Origin of the sequence: Paraburkholderia sp. CNPSo 3076 (genome assembly GCF_026343935.1) — a bacterium.
Lineage (GTDB): Bacteria > Pseudomonadota > Gammaproteobacteria > Burkholderiales > Burkholderiaceae > Paraburkholderia > Paraburkholderia nodosa.
This window is the reverse complement of the sequence record NZ_JAPMAL010000017.1, coordinates 1-26,393: the sequence shown is the minus strand read 5'-3', so window position 1 is coordinate 26,393 and position 26,393 is coordinate 1. Positions and strand designations below refer to the sequence as shown.

At 63.7% G+C, this 26,393-nt stretch carries 26 protein-coding genes; 14 read left to right on the top strand and 12 right to left on the bottom strand.

Annotated features, from left to right (window positions below; genetic code table 11):
- The first annotated feature begins 14 nt into the window (after positions 1–14).
- The 11 genes from nuoK (at position 15) to M3A49_RS20425 (ending at position 10,493) form a co-directional block, all read left to right on the top strand.
- Positions 15–320: an NADH-quinone oxidoreductase subunit NuoK gene (gene nuoK, locus M3A49_RS20475; protein ID WP_006052894.1), complete on the top strand. Its 306-nt coding sequence runs from the start codon at positions 15–17 to the stop codon at positions 318–320.
- Between the two features lie 14 nt (positions 321–334).
- Positions 335–2,398: an NADH-quinone oxidoreductase subunit L gene (gene nuoL / locus M3A49_RS20470; protein ID WP_266230531.1), complete on the top strand. Its 2,064-nt coding sequence runs from the start codon at positions 335–337 to the stop codon at positions 2,396–2,398.
- Between the two features lie 23 nt (positions 2,399–2,421).
- Entirely contained in the window at positions 2,422–3,921 is a 1,500-nt protein-coding gene (locus tag M3A49_RS20465) for an NADH-quinone oxidoreductase subunit M (RefSeq protein WP_266230529.1), read from the top strand.
- Positions 3,922–3,946: 25 nt separating this feature from the next.
- Positions 3,947–5,419 (top strand): NADH-quinone oxidoreductase subunit NuoN, encoded by a 1,473-nt coding sequence (nuoN, locus tag M3A49_RS20460; protein WP_266230527.1) that lies wholly within the window; start codon positions 3,947–3,949, stop codon positions 5,417–5,419.
- The gene (locus tag M3A49_RS20455; RefSeq protein ID WP_028205666.1) at positions 5,419–5,721 is read left to right on the top strand and encodes a DUF2818 family protein; all 303 of its coding nucleotides are present in this window, start codon (positions 5,419–5,421) and stop codon (positions 5,719–5,721) included. The genes nuoN and M3A49_RS20455 overlap by 1 nt, the downstream gene beginning before the upstream one ends.
- Positions 5,722–5,836: 115 nt before the next feature.
- On the top strand, positions 5,837–6,427 hold the full coding sequence (locus M3A49_RS20450; protein WP_028205665.1) for an NUDIX domain-containing protein: 591 nt from the start codon (positions 5,837–5,839) through the stop codon (positions 6,425–6,427).
- Between the two features lie 234 nt (positions 6,428–6,661).
- Positions 6,662–7,096 carry a DUF1178 family protein gene (locus M3A49_RS20445; protein ID WP_028205664.1) on the top strand — a complete coding sequence of 145 codons (435 nt, stop codon included), beginning with the start codon at positions 6,662–6,664 and terminating at the stop codon, positions 7,094–7,096.
- A gap of 67 nt (positions 7,097–7,163) precedes the next feature.
- Entirely contained in the window at positions 7,164–8,372 is a 1,209-nt protein-coding gene (locus tag M3A49_RS20440; RefSeq protein WP_266230523.1) for an acyl-CoA dehydrogenase family protein, read from the top strand.
- Between the two features lie 11 nt (positions 8,373–8,383).
- Positions 8,384–9,529 carry an acyl-CoA dehydrogenase family protein gene (locus M3A49_RS20435; RefSeq protein ID WP_266230521.1) on the top strand — a complete coding sequence of 382 codons (1,146 nt, stop codon included), beginning with the start codon at positions 8,384–8,386 and terminating at the stop codon, positions 9,527–9,529.
- Positions 9,530–9,567: 38 nt separating this feature from the next.
- Complete coding sequence (locus M3A49_RS20430; protein WP_266230519.1) at positions 9,568–10,026, top strand: MaoC family dehydratase; 459 nt, start codon at positions 9,568–9,570, stop codon at positions 10,024–10,026.
- A gap of 14 nt (positions 10,027–10,040) precedes the next feature.
- Positions 10,041–10,493, top strand: a complete 453-nt coding sequence (locus M3A49_RS20425) for a MaoC family dehydratase (RefSeq protein ID WP_266230698.1) — start codon at positions 10,041–10,043, stop codon at positions 10,491–10,493.
- 84 nt (positions 10,494–10,577) lie between these two features.
- Here the strand turns inward: M3A49_RS20425 and M3A49_RS20420 are convergent, their stop codons facing one another.
- The 6 genes from M3A49_RS20420 to M3A49_RS20395 all read right to left on the bottom strand — a co-directional run bounded on the left by M3A49_RS20420 (position 10,578) and on the right by M3A49_RS20395 (position 17,003).
- Positions 10,578–11,279 (bottom strand): glutathione binding-like protein, encoded by a 702-nt coding sequence (locus M3A49_RS20420; protein ID WP_266230517.1) that lies wholly within the window; start codon positions 11,277–11,279, stop codon positions 10,578–10,580.
- A 146-nt stretch (positions 11,280–11,425) separates the two neighbouring features.
- Positions 11,426–12,685, bottom strand: coding sequence for an acyl-CoA dehydrogenase family protein (locus M3A49_RS20415; RefSeq protein WP_266230515.1), 1,260 nt, complete (start codon positions 12,683–12,685; stop codon positions 11,426–11,428).
- A gap of 58 nt (positions 12,686–12,743) precedes the next feature.
- Positions 12,744–13,862, bottom strand: coding sequence for a phosphotransferase (locus tag M3A49_RS20410; RefSeq protein ID WP_266230513.1), 1,119 nt, complete (start codon positions 13,860–13,862; stop codon positions 12,744–12,746).
- A gap of 42 nt (positions 13,863–13,904) precedes the next feature.
- Complete coding sequence (locus tag M3A49_RS20405) at positions 13,905–14,624, bottom strand: histidine phosphatase family protein (protein WP_266230511.1); 720 nt, start codon at positions 14,622–14,624, stop codon at positions 13,905–13,907.
- 31 nt (positions 14,625–14,655) lie between these two features.
- Entirely contained in the window at positions 14,656–15,444 is a 789-nt protein-coding gene (locus tag M3A49_RS20400; RefSeq protein WP_266230509.1) for an oxepin-CoA hydrolase, alternative type, read from the bottom strand.
- The gene (locus M3A49_RS20395; RefSeq protein ID WP_266230507.1) at positions 15,441–17,003 is read right to left on the bottom strand and encodes a 3-hydroxyacyl-CoA dehydrogenase; all 1,563 of its coding nucleotides are present in this window, start codon (positions 17,001–17,003) and stop codon (positions 15,441–15,443) included. Before M3A49_RS20395 ends, M3A49_RS20400 begins: the two co-directional genes overlap by 4 nt.
- 108 nt (positions 17,004–17,111) lie before the next feature.
- Here M3A49_RS20395 and M3A49_RS20390 point away from each other — a divergent pair, with 108 nt between their 5' ends.
- Positions 17,112–17,753: a glutathione S-transferase gene (locus M3A49_RS20390; RefSeq protein WP_266230505.1), complete on the top strand. Its 642-nt coding sequence runs from the start codon at positions 17,112–17,114 to the stop codon at positions 17,751–17,753.
- Between the two features lie 81 nt (positions 17,754–17,834).
- On the opposite strand, the gene M3A49_RS20385 is transcribed toward M3A49_RS20390, so the two are convergent.
- Both M3A49_RS20385 and M3A49_RS20380 read right to left on the bottom strand, forming a co-directional pair.
- The gene (locus M3A49_RS20385) at positions 17,835–19,025 is read right to left on the bottom strand and encodes a pyridoxal phosphate-dependent aminotransferase (RefSeq protein WP_266230503.1); all 1,191 of its coding nucleotides are present in this window, start codon (positions 19,023–19,025) and stop codon (positions 17,835–17,837) included.
- 115 nt (positions 19,026–19,140) lie between these two features.
- Positions 19,141–19,656 carry a putative toxin-antitoxin system toxin component, PIN family gene (locus M3A49_RS20380; protein WP_266230501.1) on the bottom strand — a complete coding sequence of 172 codons (516 nt, stop codon included), beginning with the start codon at positions 19,654–19,656 and terminating at the stop codon, positions 19,141–19,143.
- 64 nt (positions 19,657–19,720) lie between these two features.
- Here M3A49_RS20380 and yaaA point away from each other — a divergent pair, with 64 nt between their 5' ends.
- Positions 19,721–20,515 (top strand): peroxide stress protein YaaA, encoded by a 795-nt coding sequence (gene yaaA / locus M3A49_RS20375; RefSeq protein ID WP_028205650.1) that lies wholly within the window; start codon positions 19,721–19,723, stop codon positions 20,513–20,515.
- Positions 20,516–20,544: 29 nt separating this feature from the next.
- On the top strand, positions 20,545–21,708 hold the full coding sequence (locus tag M3A49_RS20370) for a M14-type cytosolic carboxypeptidase (RefSeq protein ID WP_028205649.1): 1,164 nt from the start codon (positions 20,545–20,547) through the stop codon (positions 21,706–21,708).
- Between the two features lie 88 nt (positions 21,709–21,796).
- Here the strand turns inward: M3A49_RS20370 and M3A49_RS20365 are convergent, their stop codons facing one another.
- The 4 genes from M3A49_RS20365 to M3A49_RS20350 form a co-directional block, all read right to left on the bottom strand.
- On the bottom strand, positions 21,797–22,468 hold the full coding sequence (locus M3A49_RS20365) for a BspC domain-containing protein (protein ID WP_266230497.1): 672 nt from the start codon (positions 22,466–22,468) through the stop codon (positions 21,797–21,799).
- Between the two features lie 206 nt (positions 22,469–22,674).
- Positions 22,675–23,349 carry an energy-coupling factor ABC transporter permease gene (locus M3A49_RS20360; protein WP_028205647.1) on the bottom strand — a complete coding sequence of 225 codons (675 nt, stop codon included), beginning with the start codon at positions 23,347–23,349 and terminating at the stop codon, positions 22,675–22,677.
- A 10-nt stretch (positions 23,350–23,359) separates the two neighbouring features.
- On the bottom strand, positions 23,360–24,295 hold the full coding sequence (locus M3A49_RS20355; protein ID WP_266230495.1) for a LuxR family transcriptional regulator: 936 nt from the start codon (positions 24,293–24,295) through the stop codon (positions 23,360–23,362).
- A 196-nt stretch (positions 24,296–24,491) separates the two neighbouring features.
- The gene (locus M3A49_RS20350; protein WP_266230493.1) at positions 24,492–25,706 is read right to left on the bottom strand and encodes a DUF2863 family protein; all 1,215 of its coding nucleotides are present in this window, start codon (positions 25,704–25,706) and stop codon (positions 24,492–24,494) included.
- Positions 25,707–26,393 lie beyond the last annotated feature (687 nt).

Genomic DNA, 26,393 nt, shown 5'->3' with positions numbered 1-26,393 from the left:
CGAAGGAGCGAACCATGCTGACACTGGCCCATTACCTCGTCCTCGGCGCGATCCTTTTTGCGATCTCGATCGTTGGCATTTTTCTCAATCGGCGCAACGTCATCATCATCCTGATGGCGATTGAGCTGATGTTGTTAGCGGTGAACACGAACTTTGTCGCGTTCTCGCATTATCTCGGTGACGTTCACGGACAGATTTTCGTGTTCTTCGTGCTTACAGTTGCGGCGGCGGAAGCTGCAATTGGTCTGGCTATTCTTGTGACCCTGTTCCGCAGCCTCGACACGATCAATGTCGAGGATCTCGATCAGCTCAAAGGCTAAGGCAGGCTGACTTTATGGCAACGACTCTCAACGAAACTCTTCTGCTGGCGATCCCGCTGGCTCCTCTCGCCGGTTCTCTGATTGCCGGTCTCTTTTGCAAAACGATCGGGCGCGCGGGCGCGCATACGGTGACCATTCTCGGCGTCGCGATTGCGTTCGTGCTTTCGCTCATCACGTTCTTCGACGTGATGGGCGGCGCGAGCTTCAACGCGACTGTCTACGAATGGATGTCGGTTGGCAGCCTGAAGTTCGAAGTTGGCTTCCTCATCGACTCGTTGACTGCGCTCATGATGGTCGTCGTGACCTTCGTGTCCTTGATGGTGCACATCTACACGATCGGCTACATGGCAGAAGAAGAGGGCTACGAGCGCTTCTTCTCGTACATCGCGCTCTTCACGTTCTCGATGCTGATGCTCGTGATGGCCAACAACTTCCTGCAGCTGTTCTTCGGCTGGGAAGCGGTGGGTCTCGTCTCGTACCTGCTGATCGGCTTCTACTTCAAGCGTGAAAGCGCCATCTACGCGAACATGAAGGCGTTCCTCGTGAACCGCGTCGGCGACTTCGGCTTCCTGCTCGGTATTGGCCTGTTGCTCGCGTTCGGCGGCTCGCTCAACTACAACGACATCTTCGCGAAGGGTCATGAAATCGCCGCGCTGACGTTCCCGGGCACCTCGTGGAACCTGCTCACCGTTGCGTGTATCTGCCTCTTCATTGGCGCAATGGGCAAGTCGGCTCAGTTCCCGCTGCACGTCTGGCTCCCGGACTCGATGGAAGGCCCGACGCCGATCTCCGCGCTGATTCACGCGGCAACCATGGTGACGGCCGGTATCTTCATGGTCGCGCGCATGTCGCCGCTGTTCGAACTTTCCGAAGCCGCGCTGTCGTTCATCGTCGTGATCGGCGCCATTACCGCGCTCTTCATGGGCTTCCTCGGGGTGGTCCAGAACGACATCAAGCGTGTGGTGGCTTACTCCACGCTCTCGCAGCTCGGCTACATGACCGTGGCGCTCGGCGTCTCGGCTTACCCGGTCGCGATCTTCCACCTGATGACGCACGCGTTCTTCAAGGCGCTGCTGTTCCTCGGCGCGGGTTCGGTCATCATCGGCATGCACCACGATCAGGACATGCGAAACATGGGCGGCCTGCGCAAGTACATGCCCATCACGTGGATCACCTCGCTCATCGGTTCGCTCGCGCTGATCGGCACGCCGTTCTTCTCGGGCTTCTACTCGAAGGATTCGATCATCGACGCAGTGAAGCTCTCGCACCTGCCGGGTTCGGGCTTCGCGTATTTCGCGGTGGTTGCGAGCGTGTTCGTCACGGCGCTGTACTCGTTCCGTATGTACTTCCTCGTGTTCCACGGTGAAGAGCGCTTCCGCGGTCCGAAGCACCCCGAGTCGCCGATGGCGATCGAAGCCGCGAATGCTGCCCACAGCGATCACGGCGATCATGGCCACGGTCACGACGAACACCACGTGCACGTGCCGCACGAGTCGCCGTGGGTCATCTGGGTGCCGCTCGTTCTGCTCGCGATTCCCTCGGTGATCGCCGGTGCGTTCGCGATCCAGCCGCTGCTCTTCGGTGACTTCTTCTCGCATGGCGTGGCGTTCCAGAACGTCATCTTCGTTGGCGAGAACCACGAAGCGCTCGCGGAGATGGGCAAGGAATTCCAGGGCTGGGCCGCGATGGGCGCGCATGCGTTCTCGGGCTTGCCGGTGTGGCTCGCACTCGCGGGTGTGGTGGTGGCGTGGTTCTTCTACATGAAGCGCCCGGAACTGCCGGCCGTCGTGTCGCGCACTTTCTCGCCGGTCTACAAGCTGCTGGCAAACGCGTACTACCTCGACAAGATCAACGAAATCGTCTTCGCTCGCGGAGCAGTCGCGATCGGTCGCGGTCTGTGGAAGGAGGGCGATGTCGTCGTGATCGACGGCGTCGTAAACGGGAGCGCCAAGTTTATCGGCTGGTTTGCAAGTGTCATTCGTTTCCTGCAATCCGGCTATATCTACCACTACGCATTTGCCATGATCATTGGCATGCTTGGCCTCCTTACCCTGTTTGTAACGCTCGGCGGCAAATAAGGCAAAATAAGGCGAGGAAACGCATGCACGCAACTCCGATTCTCAGTATTGCGATATGGATGCCGATCGTATTCGGCGTCATCGTTCTTGTAGTGGGTTCCCGTCGGAACCCGAGTGCGGACCGCTGGCTCGCACTCATCGGTTCGGTGCTTAGTTTCCTCGTCACCCTTCCGCTCGTCGCGGGCTTCGATACGAGCACGGCTTCCCTGCAGTTCGAGGAGAAGGCGGTCTGGATCGAGCGGTTCAATATTGCGTATCACCTGGGCGTCGACGGCATCGCGATGTGGTTCGTCGTGCTGACGGCACTCATCACCGTGATCGTCGTGATCGCGGGCTGGCAGGTCATCACGAAGAACGTCGCGCAGTATTACGCGTCGTTCCTCATCCTGTCGGGCATCATGATCGGCGTTTTCTGCGCCGCCGACGGTCTGCTGTTCTACGTGTTCTTCGAAGCCACGCTCATTCCGATGTACATCATCATCGGTGTGTGGGGCGGCCCGAACCGCGTGTACGCAGCGTTCAAGTTCTTTCTCTACACGCTGGCCGGCTCGCTGCTCATGCTGGTCGCGTTGCTGTACCTGTACCGCATTACCGGGACCTTCGACCTCGCCTCCTGGCAGGCCGCGAAGATCGCCATGACGCCGCAAATCCTGCTGTTCATCGCGTTCTTCTTCGCGTTCGCCGTCAAGGTGCCGATGTGGCCGGTCCACACGTGGTTGCCGGACGCGCACGTCGAAGCACCCACGGGCGGCTCGGTCGTGCTGGCCGCGATCATGCTCAAGCTCGGCGCGTACGGTTTCCTGCGTTTCTCGCTGCCGGTCACGCCGGACGCGAGTCACTACCTGGCGCCGGTCATCATCACGCTGTCCTTGATCGCCGTGATCTACATCGGCCTCGTGGCGATGGTGCAGGCGGACATGAAGAAGCTGGTCGCGTACTCGTCGATTGCCCACATGGGCTTCGTCACGCTCGGCTTCTTTATGTTCGGCCCGTCGAGCCAACTCGCGATGGAAGGCGGGATCATCCAGATGATCTCGCACGGTTTCGTCTCGGGCGCCATGTTCCTGTGCATCGGCGTGCTGTATGACCGCATGCACACACGCGATATCGCGGATTACGGCGGTGTGGTCAACACCATGCCGAAGTTCGCGGCGCTGGTTATGCTGTTCGCGATGGCCAACTGCGGTCTGCCGGGCACCTCGGGATTCGTCGGCGAATTCATGGTGATTCTGGCGGCTGTGAAGTACAACTTCTGGATCGCTTTCGGGGCGGCGTTCACGCTGATCCTGGGCGCGGCCTATACGTTGTGGATGTACAAGCGGGTGTACTTCGGCGCCATCGCGAACGACCACGTTCGCGAGTTGAAGGACATCGACGGTCGCGAATACTTCATTCTTGGGGTGCTCGCACTGTTTACGCTTTTCATGGGCGTCTACCCGAAGCCCTTTACCGATGTGATGCACGTTTCCGTGGAAAACCTCCTCTCCCACGTCGCAGTGTCGAAACTGCCGCTGTCACAGTAATACCCGAGCGGAGGAACAAAAGATCATGCCAAACGCCCCTATGTACGCTCTGCTGCCCGACGGCCTGGTGATGACCGGCCTCGTCGTCGCGTGGCTCAACGACACGTTCACCGGTCCTGAAAACCGGCGCACGACCTACTTCATCGCGCTGCTGACCACGGTCATAGCCGGTATCTGGTTCGCGGTGGACGCGTTCGATCCGCACGTGTACTACTACTTCACGCGCATGTACGTGGTCGATCCGTTCGCGAGCGCCATGAAGGCGGTGGTCACGCTCGGCTACGCCGTGTCGATCGTGTACTCGCGCAAGTACCTCGAAGACCGCGACATGTTCCGGGGCGAGTTCTTCCTGCTTGGCCTGTTCTCGCTGCTCGGCCAGCTCACGATGATCTCGGGCAACAACTTCCTCACGCTGTACCTCGGCCTCGAGCTGATGTCGCTCTCGCTCTATGCGGTCATCGCACTGCGTCGTGACGCGGCGCAGTCGAACGAAGCGGCCATGAAGTACTACGTGCTGGGTGCGCTCGCTTCAGGCTTCCTGCTCTATGGCATCTCGATGCTGTACGGCGCGACCGGCTCGCTCGAACTGAACGAAGTGTTCAAGGCCGTGGCTTCGGGCCACATCAACGATATCGTCCTGCTGTTCGGCGTGGTGTTCATCGTCGCCGGCGTGGCGTTCAAGATGGGTGCGGTGCCGTTCCACATGTGGGTGCCCGACGTCTATCAAGGCGCGCCTACGGCCATGACGCTGCTCACCGGCGGCGGCCCGAAGGTCGCGGCATTCGCATGGGCGGTGCGCTTCCTCGTGATGGGCCTGCTGCCGCTGGCAGTGGACTGGCAAGAGATGCTGATCATCCTCGCGGCACTTTCGATGATCGTCGGCAACATTACGGGTATCGTCCAGCGCAACATCAAGCGCATGCTCGCGTACTCGGCCATTTCGAACATGGGCTTCGTGCTGCTCGGCCTGCTCGCCGGCATCGTCGACAACAAGGCGACGGGCGCGGCCAGCGCATACAGCTCGGCCATGTTCTACAGTATCGTCTACCTGATCACGACACTCGGCGCGTTTGGCGTGGTCATGCTGCTTTCCCGCCGCGATTTCGAAGCGGAAACGATCGACGACTTCAAGGGCTTGAACCAGCGCAACCCGGTGTTCGCGTTCGTCATGATGCTCATGATGTTCTCGCTCGCCGGCATTCCGCCGACGGTCGGCTTCTACGCGAAGCTCGCCGTGCTCGAAGCGACCATGAACGCAGGCCTCACGTGGCTTGCCGTGCTCGCCGTGATCACGTCGCTGTTCGGCGCGTTCTACTACCTGCGTATCGTCAAGCTGATGTACTTCGACGCACCGCAGGACGAAGCTCCGATCGAGAGCCACGCATGCAACCGCGCGCTGCTCACGCTCAACGGCGTGGCGGTGCTCGTGCTCGGCATCATTCCTGGCCCGCTGATGTCGATCTGCCTGCAGGCTGTCACGCATACGCTGCCGCTCTAATGTCGGCAGCCGGCTGGTTCATCGTGCTGTTGGCGCTCGCGGGCGCCAACCTACCGTTCCTCAACCAGCGATTGTTCGGCGTCGTGCCGCTTCGCGCACCGAAGAAGAGTGCGTGGATTCGCATCGCTGAAATGATCGTGCTGTATTTTGTGGTCGGTACGTTCGGCTTCCTGCTGGAGGCGCGCGCCGGCAATCGTTTTGACCAGGGCTGGCAGTTCTACGCGATCACCTTCAGTCTTTTTGTCGTGTTCGCGTTCCCCGGCTTCACCTGGCAATATCTCGTCAAACGCCGCCCGGCGTGACGCGCGTAGCCGGCCCGCGGCCGGCACGCGCGGTGCGACCCGCAGTCTGGCCGATTTCACTTCAAGCGGCGCGCCCGCGGCTTCCCGATTTTTCTGAGCACCCACGAGGCTGACTATGGCTGAACATCATCAACACGACCCGGCGCTCGCCGAGACGTGCGTGGAAAGCACGACGCTCTACGCGGGCAATTTTCTTACCCTGAAGCGCGACACCGTCGCGCTGCCGGACGGCAAACACGCCACGCGCGAGTTCGTCCAGCATCCTGGCGCGGTGATGGTCATCCCGCTGTTCGACGACGGCCGCGTGCTGATGGAGCGCCAGTACCGCTATCCCCTCTCGCGCGTGATGACCGAATTCCCGGCAGGCAAGCTCGATCCGCAGGAGGGCGCGCTCGCCTGCGCGATCCGCGAACTGAAGGAGGAGACGGGCTATACGGCGCGCGAGTATGTGTATCTCGCGCAGATCCATCCCGTGATCTCGTACTCGACCGAGTTCATCGACATTTACCTCGCACGCGGCTTGACCGCAGGCGCGGCACAACTCGACGACGGCGAGTTTCTCGAAACCTTCACGGCGACGGTTCCCGAACTGCTCGAATGGGTGCGAACGGGCAAGATCACCGACGTGAAGACGATCGTCGGTACGTTCTGGCTCGAAAAGGCGCTGTCGGGCGCGTGGCCGCTCGCGAAGGCGGAGCAGGGCTGACACGCTACGCGGCGCAGCCAATTCCCGATCGACGGCGGCCCTTGTGACCGCCGTTGTCGCTTCTACGCGCACCGGAAGCAGAATACGCCTCGAAGCACCTCCAGCGCGCCCGCCCGAGCGGCGCTACAATCGAACCCCCGGGAAAATCCCCGGTGGCTGGCCGCAGGAATTTTTTCGAACGGTCGTTCACAAATTTACGATTTGCGCTAAACTCATTGCAAGCCTCGATTCCCCATGAAGGTCCTCGATTTACAGTGTCCAGACGGCCATCGGTTTGAAGGCTGGTTCGCATCGGTTGACGACTTCGAGTCGCAACTGTCCCGCAAGCTGGTCGAATGTCCGATGTGCGGTGCCACCCATGTGACCCGCTTGCCGTCCGCGCCCCGGCTGAACCTGTCCGGCGCGAGCGAAACGCCGAAAGCGTCGCCGCACGAGCAGGCAGCGCAATGGCAGGCGCATGCGATGCGTGTAATCCGCGAGGTCCTCGAGAAGACGGAGAACGTAGGCGACCGTTTCGCCGAGGAGGCGCGGCGCATTCACTACAACGAAGCGCCGTCGCGCAACATCCGTGGAGTCGCTTCTGCGGACGATGCGCAAGCTCTCGTCGAAGAAGGCATCGATGTGATGCCGCTGCCGGTTCCGGCCGCGTTGAAGGGTCCGCTGCAATAACGCCATGCGGGTCTTCGCCGCGGCGCGGGGAACGCTCCGCACCGGCCGCGGCCAGGAGACATTGCGCATGGATCTGGACTACACCCCCGCTGACGACGCATTTCGCGCCGAAATCCGCGCCTGGCTCGAGGCCAATCTGCCTCAAGCGATGCGCGACAAGGTTCTCAACCACAAACGCCTCTCGCGCGACGACATTGCCAACTGGCACAAACTGCTAGGCAAGCAGGGCTGGTCCGCGCCTGCGTGGCCCGCGGAGTGGGGCGGGCCCGGCTGGACCGAAACGCAACGCCATATCTGGGATGCCGAGTGCGGCCGCATCGGCGCGCCGCCGGTACTGCCGTTCGGCGTGTCGATGGTCGCGCCCGTGCTCATGAAATATGGCAACGAGGCCCAGAAGCGCCGCTATCTCCCGCGCATCCTTTCCGGCGAAGACTGGTGGTGCCAGGGCTACTCCGAGCCGGGCTCGGGATCCGACCTCGCGTCGTTGCGCACGCGTGCCGTTCTTGTGAAAAGCGGCGAAGGCGATCACTACGTCGTGAACGGACAGAAGACCTGGACCACGCTCGGCCAGTACGCCGACATGATGTTCTGCCTCGTGCGCACCGATCCTGCTGCCAAGAAACAGGAAGGCATTTCGTTTCTCCTCATCGACATGAAAACGCCCGGCATCACCGTGCGTCCGATCATCACGCTCGATGAAGACCATGAGGTCAACGAAGTATTTTTCGAAGACGTGAAGGTGCCCGTCGAAAATCTCGTTGGCGAGGAGAACCGCGGCTGGACCTACGCGAAGTATCTGCTCGGCCACGAACGCACGGGCATTGCGCGCGTGGGCGCGTCGAACCGCGAACTCGCGTTCCTCAAGGGCGTCGCGCTCAGGCAGAAGAAGCATGGCAAGCCGCTGCTCGAAGATCCCGTGTTCGCGGCGCGCGTGGCTGCCGTCGAAATCGAGCTGATGGCGCTCGAAGTCACGGCCGAGCGCGTGATCGCGAGCGCGGCGGGCGGGCGCGGCCCCGGTCCCGAAGCGTCGATGCTCAAGATCAAGGGCACGGAGATCCAGCAGGCGCTGACCGAGCTGATGGTCGACGCGGTCGGCCCGCTTGCGGCGCCGTTCGATCCGGCCTTCCTCGAAGGCGAGCACGAATACGCGGCCGGCGGTGACGACGACGCGGCCCCGCTCGCGGCGTACTACTTCAACTATCGCAAGACGTCGATCTACGGCGGCTCGAACGAAATTCAGAAGAACATCATCTCGCAGATGATTCTGGGGATTTGAGGAGCGGCGCAATGAACTTCAATTTCACCGAAGAACAACAGCAACTCGCCGACGCGCTGCGTCGCTATCTCGACAAGAACTACGGCTTCGAAGCGCGTCAGGCGATCGTGAAGACACCCGCCGGCGTCTCGGCTCAGCACTGGAACGCCTTCGTCGAACTCGGACTGACCGCGCTGCCAGTGCCGGCGGAGCAGGGCGGCTTCGACGGCGCGCCGTTCGACATGCTCGTCGTCATGCAGGAGCTGGGCCGCGCGCTCGTGGTCGAACCGTACTGGGCAACCGCGGTGGGCGTCGAGGCGCTCAAGCTCGCGGGCGGTGCGGCTGAACCGGAAAACGCGGAAAACGCGGAAAACGCGGCGCTGCTCGAACGCGTCGCCTCGGGCGAGATCAAGCTTGCTGCCGCGTTCCACGAGCCGCAGTCGCGCTACGACCTGTTCTCGCTGGAAACGCAGGCGAAGGAAACGGGCGACGGCTTCGCGCTCACCGGCACGAAATCGGTCGTGCAGCACGGCGCCCAGGCCAGCTACTGGATCGTGCCGGCGCGCTTCGCGGGCGAGGTTGCGCTCTTCGTCGTCGCGCGCGATGCGCAGGGTGTCGAGGTGAGCGATTACCGCACGATCGACGGCCAGCGCGCCGCAACGCTGACCTTCAAGGAAGCGCACGCGCGCCGTCTGGGCGACGCGCACGCCGGCGCGACGACGTGGGAGAAGATTGCCGACTACGCCACGTTCCTGCTCTGTGCGGAAGCCGTGGGTGCAATGGACGCGCTCAATCACGCAACGGTCGAATACACGAAGACGCGTCAACAATTCGGCGTGCCGATCGCGCGCTTCCAGGCGTTGCAGCACCGCATGGCGGAGATGCTGATCCACGCCGAGCAGGCCCGCTCGCTGACTTACCTCGCCGCCGCGCGTTACAGTAGCGAATCGGTCGAAGAGCGGCGCCGTGCGATCTCGGCAGCGAAGGTGCGCGTGGGGCAGGCGGCGCGTTTCATCGGCCAGCAGGCCGTGCAGCTGCACGGCGGCATGGGCGTCACCAACGAAGTGGCGGCCGCGCATCTGTTCAAGCGTCTCGCGATCATCGAAACGACGCTCGGTGATGTCGATCATCATCTTGAACGCTTCGCTTCGCTGCCCGGTTTCGCGCAGGCAGCGTAACGCGTGGCGGCAGCAGGCAACATCAGCGGAGAATATGGATGGGCGTGAGTTACGAAGATCTCGAAGTGGGCAAGCGCTATGTGATCGGTTCCCACACGTTTAAGCGCGACGAGGTGGTCCAATTCGCGGAGCAGTTCGATCCGCAGCCGTTCCACATTAGCGAGGCGGGCGGCGAAGCGTCGATGTTCGGCGGCCTCGTCGCGAGTGGCTGGCATACCTGCTCGGTCATGATGGGCATGCTGGTGCGCAACTTTCTCAAGGACTCGACCTCGATGGGCTCGCCCGGCGTCGACGAGATCCGCTGGCTCAAGCCCACGCGCGTGGGCGATACGCTGACGATGACGAACGCGATCCTGAGCAAGCGCGTTTCGGCGAGCAAGCCCGATCGCGGCATCGTCGAAACGCAGTGGGAAGGACACAACCAGCACGGCGAACTGATTGTGACCGTGCGTTCGAAGGCGCTGTTCGGCCTTCGCCATCCAGGGAGCGCAACGTGAGCGAAAGCGATGTCATGCAGATTGCCGACGCGGCGGCGTTGCGCGCGCTGATCGGCGCGGGGCCGCTCGTGAGCGGCTGGCGCGAGGTGAGCGAGGCGGACGTGCACGGTTTTGCCAATGCCACCGGTGACCACCAGTGGATCCATATCGACGCCGAACGTGCGCGCCGCGAGTCGCCGTTTGGCAGCCCGATTGCGCACGGCTTTCTTACGCTTTCGCTGATTCCTGTGCTGCTCGGCGCAACGCTGCACATGCGTCAGCGCATGGGCGTGAATTACGGGCTCAACCGCGTGCGCTTCACGCAGCCGGTCCCTGTGGGCGCGAAGGTGCGTGCACGTATCGCGGTGAAAGAAGTGAGCGACGTGGAGGGCGGCGGCGTGCAGGTCGCGTGGGATGTGAGCATCGAGCGCGAGGGCAGCGAGCGGCCCGCGTGCGTGGCCGAGTTCATCACGCGGCACTACTTTTAGGGGTAGTTGCGTGCTCAACGAAAAGGGGCGCTCCGCTGCAAGGTAGGCGCCCCTTTGGTATTGCGCGGGTTTTGGCGTAGTGAGTTAGTGCCTGGCGTACTGCGTCGCGCCGAACAGCATCTCCTTCGCCTTGTCGTCCATGAGCGGCTTGCGCGCATTGGCGAGCACTTCCACGCCGCGCTTGACCGCCGGCCGCGCCGCGATCGTTTCGTGCCAGCGCTTCACGTTGGGCAGCGAATCGAGATCGATGCCCTGGTTTTGCCAGGAGCGCGTCCACGGGAAAGCGGCGATATCCGCGATGGTGTACTCGTCGCCGGCCAGATACTCGGTCTTTTCCAGCTGCGTTTCCATCACGTTGTAGAGCCGCGTCGCTTCGTTCGTGTAGCGATTGACCGCATACTCGATCTTCTCGGGCGCATAGATGCGGAAGTGGTGCGCCTGGCCGAGCATGGGGCCGAGGCCGCCCATCTGGAACATCACCCATTGCAGCACGTCGTAGCGCGCGGCGAGGTCCTCAGGCATGAAGCGGCCGGTTTTCGCGGCGAGGTAGATCAGGATCGCGCCCGACTCGAACAGCGAGAACGGCTGGCCGTCGGCGCGGCGCGGGCCTTCGGAGTCGGTAATGGCGGGAATCTTGTTGTTCGGGCTGATGGCGAGGAATTCGGGCTTGAACTGGTCGCCCGCACCGATATCGACCGGATGCACCCGGTATTCGAGGCCGGTTTCCTCGAGCATGATATGGACTTTGTGACCGTTCGGCGTGGCCCAGCTGTAGACGTCGATCATCGTGGCTCCTTGGCACCATGAAAGAAGGCGCCGCGAAAGTCTGGCTAGTCTTCCGCGACGCCCGATCTGGCGCAAATTAGCATAGATCGGCGTCGCTCGCAGAGGGCGCAAGAGCGCCCCTGCTGCGCTTGTGGACTTGCGCGGACCTACGAACGCGTGACCGGCATCTCTACGCGCGACGCCGCTCCCGCGTCCATATGGCGCGCGAGTTCGAGCTTGGCGATGGCGTTGCGGTGCACTTCGTCGGGTCCGTCGGCGAAGCGCAGCGTGCGCGCCGAAGCGTACGAGTACGCCAGCGGGAAGTCGCCGCTCACGCCCGCCGCGCCGTGCACCTGCATGGCCCAGTCGATCACCTGGCAGGCCATGTTCGGCGCCACCACCTTGATCATGGCGATCTCGCCGCGCGCGCCCTTGTTGCCGACGGTATCCATCATGTACGCGGTCTTGAGCGTGAGCAGCCGGGCCTGTTCGATCATGCAGCGCGCTTCGGCAATGCGCTCCTGCGTGACGGTCTGCTGGGCGACTGCCTTGCCGAATGCTACACGCGAAAGGGCGCGCTTCGCCATGAATTCGAGTGCGCGTTCCGCGAGGCCGATGAGACGCATGCAGTGGTGAATGCGGCCCGGTCCCAGTCGCCCTTGCGCGATCTCGAACCCGCGGCCTTCGCCGAGCAAAATGTTCGCAGCGGGCACGCGCACGTTTTCGAGCGTGATCTCCATATGGCCGTGCGGCGCGTCGTCGTAGCCGAATACGGTGAGCGGGCGGCGCACGGTGATGCCGGCCGAGTCCGAGGGCACGAGGATCATCGACTGTTGAGCATGGCGCGGCGCATCGGGATTGGTCTTGCCCATCAGGATGTAGATCGCGCAGCGCGGGTCGCCCGCACCCGACGACCACCACTTCGTGCCGTTGATCACGTAGTCATCGCCGTCGCGCTCGATGCGCGTCTGGATGTTCGTCGCGTCCGACGAGGCCACGTCGGGCTCGGTCATCAGGAAGGCGGAGCGGATCTGGCCTGCCAGCAGCGGCGCGAGCCATTGCTGCTTGTGCGCCTCGCTGCCGTAGCGCTCGATGGTTTCCATGTTGCCGGTGTCGGGCGCGCTGCAGTTGAACACTTCAGGTGCCCAGTGCACGCGGCCCATGATTTCGCACAGTGGCGCATATTCGAGGTTCGTGAGGCCCGCGCCGCGTTCGGAGGCAGGCAGGAACAGGTTCCACAGCCCGGCCGCGCGCGCCTTTTCCTTCAACTGCTCGACGATCTCCGTGGGCACCCACGCGTTGCCATTCGCGCGATTGCGCTCGACTTCCTCGTGGAAAACGGCTTCGTTTGGATAGATGTGTTCGTCGAAGAACGCGAGCAGCTTCTCGCGCAGCGCCTGCACTTTCGGGGAGTAATCGAAATTCATCGGTAACCTCGCAATGCGATGCAGTGACAGTGAAAAATGAGTCGTTCTCGAACCGGATTCAGCGCACCTTCTGCGCGTAGCGCCAGGCGAGCTCCGCCATCGGCCTCGCGCGGCGCCCTGCGTCGATGGCCTGCGCGCTCGCGGCTGTGCCGTCCACCACGCGTTTCATGATGCCCTGCAGGATCGCCGCGATCCGGAACATGTTGTACGCAAGATAGAAGTTCCAGTCGCCGCGAATCTCGAGGCCGGTGCGCTCGCAATAGCGCGCGACGTACTGCGCCTCGTCGGGAATGCCGAGCGCCTGCCAGTCCAGCCCGGCAATGCCGCGGAACTGCGCGGGATCGACGTGCCAGGCCATGCAGTGATAGGAGAAGTCGGCGAGCGGGTCGCCGAGTGTGGAGAGCTCCCAGTCGAGCACGGCCAGCACGCGCGGCTCGTGCGGGTGAAAGATCAGGTTGTCGAGGCGGTAGTCGCCATGCACGACCGATACGCGCGAGCCCGCATCGGCGGGCATGTGTTGCGGCAGCCATTCGATCAGGTGATGCATGGCGTCGATGCGCTCCGTTTCCGAGGCCTGATACTGGCGGCTCCAGCGATCGATCTGGCGTGCGAAATAATTGCCTGGCTTGCCATAGTCGGCGAGGCCCACGGCGTCGGGCTTCACGTTGTGGAGCGCGGCGATCACACGGTTCATCTCGTCGTAGATCGCGCCGCGTTGCTCAGGCGTCATGCCGGGCAGAGACTGGTCCCAGAGCACGCGGCCCTCGACGAACTCCATCACGTAGAACGCGCGGCCGATTACCCCCTCGTCGTCGCACAGCGCGAGCATGTTTGCGACCGGTACGCCGGTTGCGGCGAGTGCGTCCATCACGCGGTATTCGCGTTCGATCGCGTGCGCAGACGGCAGCAGCTTCGCCTTGGGTCCCGGCTTCGCGCGCATCACGTAGGTGCGCCCGGGCGTGACGAGCTTGAACGTCGGGTTCGACTGGCCGCCGGCGAACTGCTCGATCGTGAGGGGGCCTTGGAAGCCTTCCACGTGAGCGGCGAGCCAGGCGCCCAGCGCCTCGGTGTCGAAGCGCTGGCGCTCGGCAACCGGGCGCGTACCTTCGAACGCCGAGTAGTCGGGGCGCGGTTGCGCGTTGTTTTGCGTGTCTCCATCCGGGGTGGCTTGCGCCATATTCGTCTCCCTTCTCCTGATTCTCCTGTGGGTCGCCGCGCGTCAGCCGCGCGGTTTATAGCGCAGGTACTGCGCGTACAGCATCTCCATCGTCGTGTTGCGGGTGTCGCGGTGCAGCGGCGAGCGCGGCGCGTGGTTGAGCATGCGCACGACCCAGTCTCGCGGCGCGGCGCCGACATCGAGCGCGTTGATGCAGCCCGTGGCCTGCGCGAGATGGCCGAAGAATGCGCGTCCGCCCGCCGTGATCGCATGCGAGAGAATCGCGCGGTTCACGCCGCCGTGCAGCACGAGCAGCGCCGAGTCCCACGAACGGTCGGCGCGCAGCGCATCGAGCGGCGGCAGCACGCGGTCGAGCAGCTCGCCGATGGTCTCACCGCCGAGAAAGCGCGTGTCTTCCGGCACGATGCCGTCGAACACGCGCAGAAAGGCGGCTTCGACTTCAGCGGGGGGAATGGCGGCGAGACGGCCGCCGCGAATCTCTTCCCACGCGCTCTGCACCTCGAGTTCGATCGACTGACCAGTTGCCGCGAGCACGCGCTGCGCAGTCTCGACCGTGCGGCGCAGTCCGCTCACGATCACGCGATCGAAACGCACCCCCTGCAAGGCGAACGCTTCGCCGGCGGCGGTGGCCTGGGCGCGGCCGTTCTCGTTGAGCGGCACGGTGTCCGGGTCGATTGCGCGACCCGTCTCGTCGAAGTAGGTGACGTCGCCGTGACGCATCACGTAGAGGCGCCGGCGCGCGGGCAACTGATATTCGGTCATGGGTGTGCCGCTCGTGCGGATTGAAGCGGATTTACTTGTAGACAGGGGCGCGCTTTTCGAGGAACGCGGTAATGCCTTCGAGGCCGTCGCGGTGATGCAGTGACGCGACGAAACTTTCGCGCTCCGCAGCGAGCTGTGCTTCGAGCGGTTGCGAGTCCGCGACGCTCGTCAAACCCTTGATGCGCGCCACCGAATTCGGCGAGATCTTCGCGAGTTCGTCGGCCCAGGCAAGTGCCGTATCGAGCGCCGTTTGCGGCTTCGCGAGCCGGTTCACGACGCCCAGTTCCGCTAGACGCGCCGCGCCGATCGGCTTGCCTTCCAGCATCAGCTCGAACGCGAGCGAGCGCGGCAGCGAGCGCGCAAGGAACCACGAGCCGCCTCCGTCGGGCGTCAGACCCACGCGCGAATAGGCCATGACGAACTTCGCATCGTCGGCGGCGACGAGCAGGTCGGCGGCGAGTGCGAGCGAGAAGCCCGCGCCGGCGGCCGCGCCTTCCACGGCCGCGATGATCGGCTTGCTCGACTGGCGCATCGCGGTGACCCACGCAGCGAGCATGTCGATGCTGGCGGCCTGCACCGAAGGGTCCTTCGCGCGGTTTTCGAGCAGGCGGTTAAGGTTGCCGCCGGCACAGAAGAAGTTGTCGGCGCCCGTGAGGACGATCGCGCGCAGCGACGAGTCGCGCTCGGCGGCGTCGAAGGCTTCGACGGCAGCGGCGTACATGTCGGGATGCAGCGCGTTGCGCGCGCCGGGGTTCGACAGCGTGAGGACGAGTGTCGATTCGTGGCCTTGCGGGCGGGTGCTGCGGAGTTCGGCGCTCATTGCGGTGCCTCGTTCGATGCGTTGATGTCTGCTGCTTCTGCTTGCGTCAGCGAAAGGCCGAGCTGTGCGCGGCGCGCGAGCCACGGCGACGGGCGATAGCGCGGATCGCCGAGCACGGTGTGGATATTGCGCAGGATCGTGAGGATCGTGCGCGCGCCCAGCGCGTCGCCGAGCGCGAGCGGGCCGCGCGGGTAGCCCAGGCCCAGCGTGACCGCGAGGTCGATGTCGCGGGGCGTGGCAATCTGCTTTTGCGCGATGTCGCAACCGATGTTGACGATCGTCGCGACGATACGCTGCGCGATGAAGCCCGTCGAATCGCGGATCACGGTGACCGGCATACCCTCGGCGGCGAAGAGCGCGTGGCCCGCGTCGCGGGCTTCGCGCGTGGTGGCGGGCGTCGTCATCAGCGTGCGGCGCTTCGCGGTGTCGAGCGGGAACAGCGTGTCGATGGCGACGACGCGGCTCGCGTCGAGCTGCTCGTCGAGCGCGGCGGTCGTGGCGTCGAGGCCGAGCGGCGCGACGACGATCAGCGCGTCGGCTGTCGGCGTATCGCCTTCGTCGACGGACACACCCGCTTTCGCCGCGAGCGCGAGCACGGCGTCACGCGCGGCGGCGTTGCGGCGGCTCACCCAGACGCGCGCGGGCAGCGCCGTGGGCGCTGCGGGCTCGTCGGGCACCTGCTGCTTGCCATCGACATAGCGATAGAACCCTTCGCCCGCCTTGCGGCCAACGAGCCCGCCCGCGAGCCGCACGCCCGTAATGGGCGAGGGCGTGAAGCGCGGCTCTTCATAGAACTGGTGATAGATCGACTCCATCACCGGATGCGAGACGTCGAGCGCGGTGAGGTCGAGCAGCTCGAACGGTCCCAGGCGAAAGCCCGCCTGTTCGCGCATGATGCGATCGATCTCGACGAAGCTCGCTACGCCTTCGCCCGCCACGCGCAGGCCTTCGGTATTCATGCCGCGGCCCGCGTGATTGACGATGAAGCCCGGCATGTCCTTCGCGCGCACGGGCGTGTGGCCCATGCGGCGCGCGAGCGTCATCAGCGCGTCGCCGGCGGCGGGATCGCTGCGCAGGCCGTCGATCACCTCGACCACCTTCATCAGCGGCACGGGGTTGAAGAAGTGATAGCCCGCCACGCGCGAGGGATCGCTGCATGCGGCGGCGATGGCCGTAATGGCGAGCGAAGAAGTGTTTGAAACGAGCAGGCAACGCTCTCGCACCACGGTTTCGAGCTCGCGAAAGAGGGTACGCTTGGCCTCGAGATTCTCGACGATCGCCTCGATCACGAGATCGCAGACCGCGAGTTCATCGAGCGTGTGCGCGCCGCTCACGCGTTCGAGCGCGGCGTTGGCGGCGGTCTCGTCGAGCTTGCCTTTTGCGGCGAGTTTCGCGAAGGTGTCGGCGAGATAGTCGCGCGCGGCGGCGACCGCCTGCGGATTCGTGTCGTAGAGGCGCACCGCGAGGCCCGCCTGCGCGGCGATCTGGGCGATGCCGCGGCCCATCGCGCCGGTGCCGACTATGCCGATTGTCTCAATGTTGAAATGATGTGAAGTCATTGGAAGCCTGGCTCCATGATTGGCCTAGAATAGCACGGTCGTACAATTTTATGAAAACGGTTCGGCAGTTTCGATAAGGGAACTGCCCCTCTCAAGGAGGCAACGAGGATGATCAAGCTGCACGGTTTCGCGCTTTCGAATTACTACAACAAGGTCAAGCTTCTGCTGCTCGAGCAGGGCATCGAGTTCGAGGAGGTGCCGAACAAGCTGCCGCTCGAAGAGGCGGTGCTCGCGCAGTCGCCGGGCGGCAAGGTGCCATTTATCGAAACGGAACAGGGCTTCTTGTGCGAGTCGGAAGTGATCGTCGAGTATCTGGCGGCGCGCTTTCCAGAGAAGCACATTTTCGCGGCGGATCCGTGGCAGGCGGCGAAGGAGCGCGAACTGATCGTCTTCATCGAGACGCATCTGGAGTTGAACGCGCGCGAGCTTTACGGCGAAGCGTTCTTCGGCGGCAAGGCGACCGACGAGGTCAAGGCGACCATGGAAAAGCGCCTGCGCCGCTACGTGGCGGCCTTCAGGCGGATCGCGAAGTTCGCGCCTTACGTGGCGGGCGAGCAGTTCGGCGTGGCCGATGCGGCGGCGTTCGTGAGCCTGCCGCTCGTGGGCCGCGCGACGCAGGCGGTGTACGGCAGCGATTTCCTCGCCGACGTGGGCATCGACTGGAAGTCGTATATCAAGCTGATCGGTGAACGCCCGACGGCGCAGCGCGTCAACGCCGACCGCAAGGCGTATATCGAGGCGAATTCGTAAGCATTGCGGGGTTTTACACATGGTTGTGCGCGATGATCGGGAACGCACTGCCGATCGCGGATTCATCGCGCGCGCACGACGTCAGAGCCGCGCGAGCCGCTCGAGAGCGGTCGCGAGCGTGCTTTCCTGCTTGGCGAAGCAAAAGCGCACGACGCCCGATTCGTGCGCCTCGTGATAGAACGCCGACACCGGAATGGCGGCCACACCGATCTCCGCGGTGAGCCATTTCGAGAATTCCGCTTCGGGCAGATCGCTGATCGCCGAATAGTCCACGCACTGGAAGTAGGTGCCTTCGCACGGCAGCAGCTTGAAGCGCGTGTTGGCGAGGCCGGCGCGGAAGAAGTCGCGCTTCTTCTGGTAGAACGCGGGCAGTTCGAGATACGGCTTCGGATCGCGCAGATATTGCGCGAGGCCGAACTGCATCGGCGTGTTCACGGTGAACACGTTGAACTGGTGCACCTTGCGGAACTCGGCCGTGAGCGGTGCGGGCGCGGCGACGTAGCCCACCTTCCAGCCCGTCACGTGATAGGTCTTGCCGAAGCTCGACACGATGAAGCTGCGCGCCGCCAGTTCCGGATAGCGCGCCACGCTCTCGTGCGGCTGGCCGTCGTAGACCATGTGCTCGTAGACCTCGTCGGAGAGGATCAACACGTTGGTGCCCCGCACGATCTCTTCGAGCTTCTGCATGTCCTCGGCGCGCCACACCGTGCCCGTGGGGTTGTGCGGCGTGTTGATGAGGATGAGGCGCGTCTTCGGCGTGATGGCCGCGGCGAGGCGGTCGAACGGAATCGCGTAATCGGGCGCTTCGAGCGTCACGAACACGGGCTTGCCGCCTGCCAGTTCGATCGACGGCAAATAGCTGTCGTAAGTCGGCTCGACCACGATCACTTCGTCGCCCGCGTGCACGGTTGCGAGAATCGCCGTGAGGAGGGCTTGCGTGGCGCCAGCCGTCACCGTGATCTCGCTATTGGCGTCGTAGCGGCGGCCGTACACATGCTCGATCTTGTCCGCGATCGCCTCGCGCAGCGCGGCGATGCCTGTCATCGGCGGGTACTGGTTGTGGCTCTCGCGCATGGCTTGCGCGACGGCGTCTACGATGCGCGCGTCGCAATCGAAGTCGGGAAAGCCCTGACCCAGGTTGACCGCGCCCTTTTCGGCGGCGAGCGCGCTCATCACGGTGAAGATCGTCGTGCCGACGTTCGGCAGACGCGACGGAAAAGAGGGCGTGAGCAGGGTGTCCTGCGAATTCTGCGTGGGATGCGGTGCGTTCATGTCGCGGGCGGGAGTCGGACGTTGGGACGGGAAAGGTTGGGTCAAAGTCCGATTGTAGGCAAATCGGCGCGGCTGCGGTGGTCAGGCCGGGCGCACGCGCCGTCACGCAGGGGCATCAGGCCTGGGCCGCTTGTGCAGCGTTTTGCACGCATTCGGCGACGAAGGCGTCAGGCGTCGCAATGCGAAAGCCAAAGTCGCGCGCCACGCGCCTCGCGAGCTTGAGCACCGCGCGGTCCTTCGAGACGAGCCACTGTGCGCCGCTTGCGCGCGCCAGTTCCAGAAACTTCTGGTCGTCGCGGTCGCGGCATTGGGGCAGGGGCCGCGCGTCGGCGGGAAGCTCGGGCAGTTCGACCCGTTCGACGAGCCCGCCCAGCGCCGCGAGCGCGTCCGCTTTCGCGACGCCGCGGCCAGCGAACTGCGGATAGTCGAGCACGTGGGCCAACTCGGCCTGGCAGCGCGCGTCGATCAGCGCCTGGATCGCGCCGCGCTGGAGCGCCGCGCGAATGGGGCGCGTGTGCGGGTCGTCGAACACGAGGATATCGAGCCAGACGTTCGAGTCGAGAACCACGGGAAGCGCGCGAGCGGCGGCGGGCGAGGGGGATGCTGCGGTTGGGGGCGTGAGGCCGGTCATTCGTGAATTCGCTACAATCGGGCTTTCGCCTTTGAACATCGGCACATCGTGCCTGCAAGCCTCTATGATAATCGTTCTGTCGCCGGCCAAATCGCTCGACTATGACACGCCGGCGCACATCGAAGCCCACACCATCCCCGATTTCGTCGACGACGCAGCCGAGCTGATCGCGGGCCTGCGCCGTCTCTCGCCGCAGCAGATCGGTTCGCTCATGAGCATTTCCGACCCGCTCGCGCGCCTGAATTTCCAGCGCTATGCCGACTGGTCGAAGCAGTTCAGCCAGATCAACGCGAAGCAGGCCGTGCTCGCATTTAACGGCGACGTCTACGAAGGCTTCGACGCGAAGTCGCTCTCGTCGGCGGATCTCGACTATGCGCAACAGCACGTGCGTGTGCTCTCCGGGCTCTACGGCCTGCTGCGTCCGCTCGACCTGCTGCAGCCTTATCGCCTGGAAATGGGCACGCGTTTCGAAAATGCGCGCGGCAAGGATCTCTACGCGTTTTGGGGCGAGCGCATCACGCACGCGATCAATGCGCAGATCGAGCACAACCACGCGAAAGCGGCGAAGGGCGCGCGCGTGGTGGTGAACTGCGCGTCGAACGAGTACTTCAAGGCCGTGAAGCCGAAGAAGCTCGCCGCGCCTGTCATCACGCCGGTATTCGAAGACTGGAAGGGCGGCCGCTACAAGATCATCAGCTTCCACGCGAAGCGCGCGCGCGGGTTGATGGCGCGTTATGCCGTCGAGAACCGCGTTACCGAGCCCGAAGGGCTCAAGGCGTTCGACGTGGAAGGCTACGCGTTCGATGCGGATGCATCGAACGATTCGACCTATGTATTTCGTCGGCGCATCGCCGAGTAAGTGAACAAGCAAGCGGGAAGGAAAACACCATGACGATTGCCATCTCCAACCAGTTCGATGCGGGCGCGATCGAGGTTCTGTCGTGCGAGCGCGCCGACGACATCCGTTTGCGCGTGCGAGCGGACAACCAGTCCGAGTTCGCGCAATGGTTCTACTTCCGCCTCTCGGGCGCGCGCGGCGAGCGTTGCGTGATGACGTTCGAGAACGCGTCGGCCTGCGCATTTCCCGAGGGCTGGCGCGACTACCAGGCCGCGGCGAGCTACGACCGCGTGAACTGGTTCCGCGTGCCGACCTCGTATGACGGGAAGGAACTCGTCATCGACCACACGCCCGACTTCGACAGCATCTACTACGCGTACTTCGAGCCGTATAGCGAAGAGCGTCATTCGGAGTTCCTTGGCGCGCTTCAGCAGCTGCCGCACGCCGCGCTCACGGAACTCGGCCAAAGCGTGGAAGGCCGGCCCATGTCGCTGCTCTCGCTCGGCATGCCGGGCGACACCGCGCCTGACGGCAAGCCCAAGAAGACGGTCTGGATCATCGCGCGCCAGCATCCGGGCGAGAGCATGGCCGAGTGGTTCGTCGAAGGGTTGGTCAAGCGGCTCGCCGGTTGGGGCGACTGGGCGGGCGATCCGGTCGCGCGCAAGCTGTACGACCGCGCTGTGTTCCATATCGTGCCGAACATGAATCCGGACGGCAGCGTGCACGGGAATTTGCGCACCAACGCCGTGGGCGCGAACCTGAACCGCGAGTGGATGGCGCCGGACGCGCAGCGCAGCCCCGAAGTGCTGGTCGTGCGCGATGCGATCGAGGCCACGGGCGTCGATCTCTTCTTCGACATCCACGGCGACGAGACGCTTCCGTATGTGTTCGTGGCGGGCTCGGAAATGCTGCCGGGCTTTACCGATCAGCAACGCACGGAGCAGAAGGCGTTCATCGAGGCGTTCAAGGTGGCGAGCCCCGACTTCCAGGATCAGCACGGCTACGAGGCGAGCCGCTACCGCGAAGATGCGCTCAAGCTCGCGTCGAAGTACATCGGCCATCGCTATGGCTGCCTGTCGCTGACGCTCGAGATGCCGTTCAAGGACAACGCCAATCTGCCCGACGAACGCGTAGGCTGGAACGGCGAGCGTAGCGCCGCGCTTGGCGCTGCGATGCTCCAGGCTATCCTGCATCACGTGGAGGCGTTTGCGTAACACGCGCCTTCGCCACGCAGACATGAAGAAAAGGAGGAAGCGGCCAGGCCGCATCCCCCTTTTTTTCGCTTCGCGAACGTCGACGGGTTCAGTGCGCCGTCGTCTTCTTCTTTGAAGTCGTTTTCTTCGCTGTGGATTTCGTCGTCGTCGATTTGCTGGACGACTTCGTGCTGCTCGTCGACGACTTGTGGCCCGACTTGCTCGCGGGTGCTTTCTTCGAGCCCTTGCCAGTGGCCTTCTTGGTCGAATGCTTGCCCTTTCCATGTGCGCCGCTCGAGGCCGTGCCGCGCTCGCTGCGTGCGTGCGCCGGCGGGACCGGATCGTTCCAGCTGAACGCGAGCATCTGCTGCCCGACATAGCCGCAGCGAAACTTCAGGTCATAGGGCGAATTGCCGCTTTCTTTGGGAATGCCGATGCCGTCGACTGTCACGATCGTATCGACCTTCACGCGCTGCTTGCCTTCGTCGAACGAGTCGTTCCACGGCGTCACGCTCGCGTGTGCGCTGTCGAACGAACTGGGCGGAAACTCGACGTGATCGAGCGCCGTCGACGTGCTGGCTACGAAATCGCCATGCGCCGCGCAGTCCGCGACTAGCGGGTCCGCGTGCATCTGGGTGACGAACTGATTGACGAGATCGTTGTGTTGATCGAGTTGATCGGCCTGCGCGGCTGGCGCGGCGATGAGCATGAGGCTCGCGGCGCACGCCGCCAGTTGACCGGCTACGAACAACAGCCGGCGGGATGCATGGTTGCAGTCCATCTGCTTGCTAGGGATGAGGGGTGAGACGTCAGGCACCGTAAGATGCTGCACGGCCGGGTCGAGTTCAATCCGGAAACAATTATTTTCTTCTGCCTGAGCGATGGAATCGGCGCAACCGCTACTGTGTGTGGGCCGAAGGCCGATCGCGACGTGTCGTCGCGCTCGTCGTCACGTTGCTGGCGGTGGGGCGTGGCTTGAGGCAGCGCTCAGGTTCGCGGGCCGCCCAGGCGATAGCGCCGCACGTCGTAGGTAGTGACCCAGGTCGGCCGGTAGACGGCGATCAGCGCCGTTGCCATGCCTGTGAACCAGGCTTCGCCCGAAGCGAGCAGAAATACGCTGAATGCATAGCCTGCGGGCACGGTGATCGCCGATCCGCCGTTGAGCGCGACATGGGTGCCGAGCGCGAGATAGGCCGCAGCCGAAACGGCGATGGCCGGCGACACGAAACCCTGGCCGACGATGAACATGAAGAGGTTGCGCGGCAGCCACGCGGTGCAGGCGCGCTGCAGCAGCGCGGAAATTGCGACAGGGAAGGCGCCGAATATCAGGAAGGTGAGGGCGATGCCTTCCCAGGGGGCGTCGAAGACAAGCGCGGCGAGCCCGACGACGACGCCCATGGCGACGAGCGCGAGTCCCCAGTCGAATAGCGTGACCACGAGCGTGGCGCCGAGCAGGTGCAGCACGGTGCCGTCTTCGAGCCACGCATTGCTTGCCCACAGCACGGAGATCGCGACGACGATCGCAAGCCACACGTGCTGGAGCGTTGCGTCCTGAAGACGTTTGAAGGGGTTCTTCCATAGCGCGAGCGCGAGCAGCCCCACGGTGACAACCCAGGCACCGATAGCAACCCAGAGCGGAAGCGGTGTAAATAGGAACCCCATGTGCTTCATATTACTCGTTGGAAGGCAAGCCGTGTGCGCGGGCGAGCAGCAGGGCTTCCTCGTCCGCGCTCTCACTGGCCTCGCCGACCTCGACGGGGCGTATCTGCTGCGCCGCGACGGGGTCGCCATAAGGCGTCACCGGCTCCGCGGCGATGGGCAGCGCCTCCCCACTGTCGCCTGACAGCAACGGATAGCGATGCGCCAGACCGTCGCGTGTGCGCAATGGCACCGGACCGTGCTCGCCGTGCCTGGGCTTCGCCGCCCGCTCGCATCGCGCGCGCAGCACCTGCAGCTGGTTCGCGAGCAATCCGTTGTAGATCGCGACGGCCGCCGCGCGATTGGGCGCGCCGAGCTGCTGAAAGATGCTTGTCAGATGGACTTTCACCGTGCCCTCGCTGATGCCGAGCGCTCTCGCGATCATCTTGTTGGTATTGCCCATATGGACGCAGCGCAGGATTTGCTCCTGTCGTGGTGAGAGGTCGACTTTCGGACGCACCTTGCGGGCCTGTGCGGCGGCCTTGGCATTGCGCCGGGGTGGCAGGGGCCATGGCGTGCATGGACCGAGCACGTCGGCCGGCAGATGATCGCCGCCAAGCATGATGAGCTCCAGAAATTTCACGATCAGGATGAAGTCCGTTGTGCGCCGGATGACGCCGCGGGCGCCTTCGTTGATGAGCGCGCGCACGGTCGTTGGCGTCTCGGTGCTGTCAACCAGTATGGCGACGGGCAAGCTGCGGTGCCGCATGACAAAGTGGCGCAGTTCGCCGGCGCGGATGCCGTCGTGCCAGTCGATCACGATGAGGTTGGGGGTAAACCGTTGCAAGGCGCGCTCAGCGCTGCGCCAGTCCGGCGCATCATTGAAGCGTGCGCGACGGTCGATTTGTCTTAACAGCGCCTTGAGCCCTTCGCGCCTTTCGGCGTCCGGATTGAGTACAACGAACCGCATGGATATGCCCTCCTCTCGTTGACGGCCTCTCGCAATGTTGTGAAACGCGCACCGCTTCTAAGCGGCGGTGAACCAGACCAACAGCACCATGATGACAAAAAGGTTGCGCGCTGGCGGCCTGTCCAAAAGGCATAAGACATAGGGCAAAAAAAAGTCCCGCACTCAGGCGGGACCGGGTAGGAATTTGGGCGTTGTCCTAGTGGAAGTGTGGCTGTACGGGCTCAGCATCTTCTGGCATCTCGGCGTGGACGATCTCGCCGAGCGGATCCGCATAGAGCGGCACGCCGCAGTCATCGCAATATTCCGGTTCGAAGCGGCCAGCGTGACGACGGATGTCGGTGATGCCCGATTCCTTCAGCAGCGCAACGATCTCTTCGAGCGGACCGCTACTGACATTCTCTTCGGTCGGTTCTTCGTCGATCTCGGCGTCGCCGTTCTCGCGGCCATAGAGCGGCCAGACCACGCCATATAGCACATCGTTGCTGCCGCGTTTCGTGAAAGCGATGCGGTATTCGTCGATACGGCGCTCACCGAAGCCGGCGACGACCGCGCGCAAGTCCTGAGCGCCTGCGCCGATCGTGTCGAGCAGATAGCGCACGGCGGTGCGGATCGTGTGCGGGCGCACGCGCTCGTCCGCGTCGCGGCAGGCGGAGTAGTAGGCGTCCGGCAGCAGGCACTCAAACTCGCAGCCCGGCATGACGACGGCAAGGTTGGCGCCGCCCTGGGTGGCCCATTGTTCCAGGCATTGACCGCGCTCGATGCGTGAGCCGTGCTCCTCTTCCTGCCAGCGGAAGAGCGGCGCGCCAACAGGTGCGGCGACGACGGCGAGCAGGAAACGCGGATCGGCGAGGATCGGCGACGTTTCCGGCAGTTCGCCCGAGCTGATTTTCGCCGGCGCGCCGCTCAGCGCCGCTTGCGTAAGCTGTTGTGCGAGTCGCCAGGTTTCGACATGGTGGCGCGGCAACTGGTCGATGCTGTAGAGATAGGGGGCCATCGCCACGCGCGTGCCGTTCGCGAGCACGTGGGCCTGAAGATGGGTGCGCAGGGCGTCTGCTCCCTCGACCTTCAGCGGGCCCGAAGGGATGACATAGCGGGTCCAGGCCAGCACTGGCGCGGCGACGAGCAGCGCCTCGTATTGCGCGCCGTCGTGTTCGACGATGAACGACTCGCTGTGCGTCTCCGCCATGTCGGCGAGCGCGCCGTAGGCGTCCGGATGATTCTGCTGCAGATGATCGAGCGCGGCGTCGAGCGTAGTCTGATTGCCGTTGCGCACGACCTTCGCTAGCAGCGTGTCGAGCTTTGCCTCCCAGAAGCGGTCTTCGGTGCGGCTGCCCGAGGCGAACAGGGCGAGCGAGAGGCCGACGAGCTTGTCGGCGTCAGGAGGAAGGCGTTTGGCGATTCGCGAGCGCATAAATCTGTGAGTTGGGGTGCAGAGAACCCCATATTCTAGTCGGTTCCGTGCGCGCCATCGAATTGGGCAGCAGGAGCGCGCCAGATGGGCCTGGGCGCGATGCGGGATCGTCGTTGCTGTGCAGCCAGAAGGCATCGGCCGGAAGCACTACGGCGACTGCAATATGGAGCAGGCGAGCCGTGTTTAGCCCGATTTTGCTAGCCCATCAAAAAACCGCTTGCAAGATGTCACCTGCGTGACTAGAATTCCGGTCTTTCGCGCTTTCGATGAAGGCGCGGGGAGACGGGAAGCCCAGGCGAAAGCCTTGTGGCGACTGGGTCTGCGGGTGATTCGAAGTTAAGCGGCAGGTTGAACGAAGTAAAAAAACCTGTTGACGGATCGCCAGACAGTCTTCATAATCTCGTTTCTCTGCTGCTGACGCAGCAACGCAGAAAGAAGCCGGTAGTTGAGTGGTTGTCTGAACGAAACTGCGCGGCGACTTCGCGATCGATCTTTAAAAATTTACAGCCGATAAGTGTGGGCGCTTGATGCGGTGGCGGCCTGATGTGGTTCTTCGGAGCGATATCGGGAGCAGCAAAAGTATCAAGAGTCTCACACTAAAGTAAGTCAGGTTTTTGAATTTATTCAGAACCTGTCAGCTTTGAGTGAGCGACCGGTCTCGAGAGAGACCGAAAACAGTAACAGGTA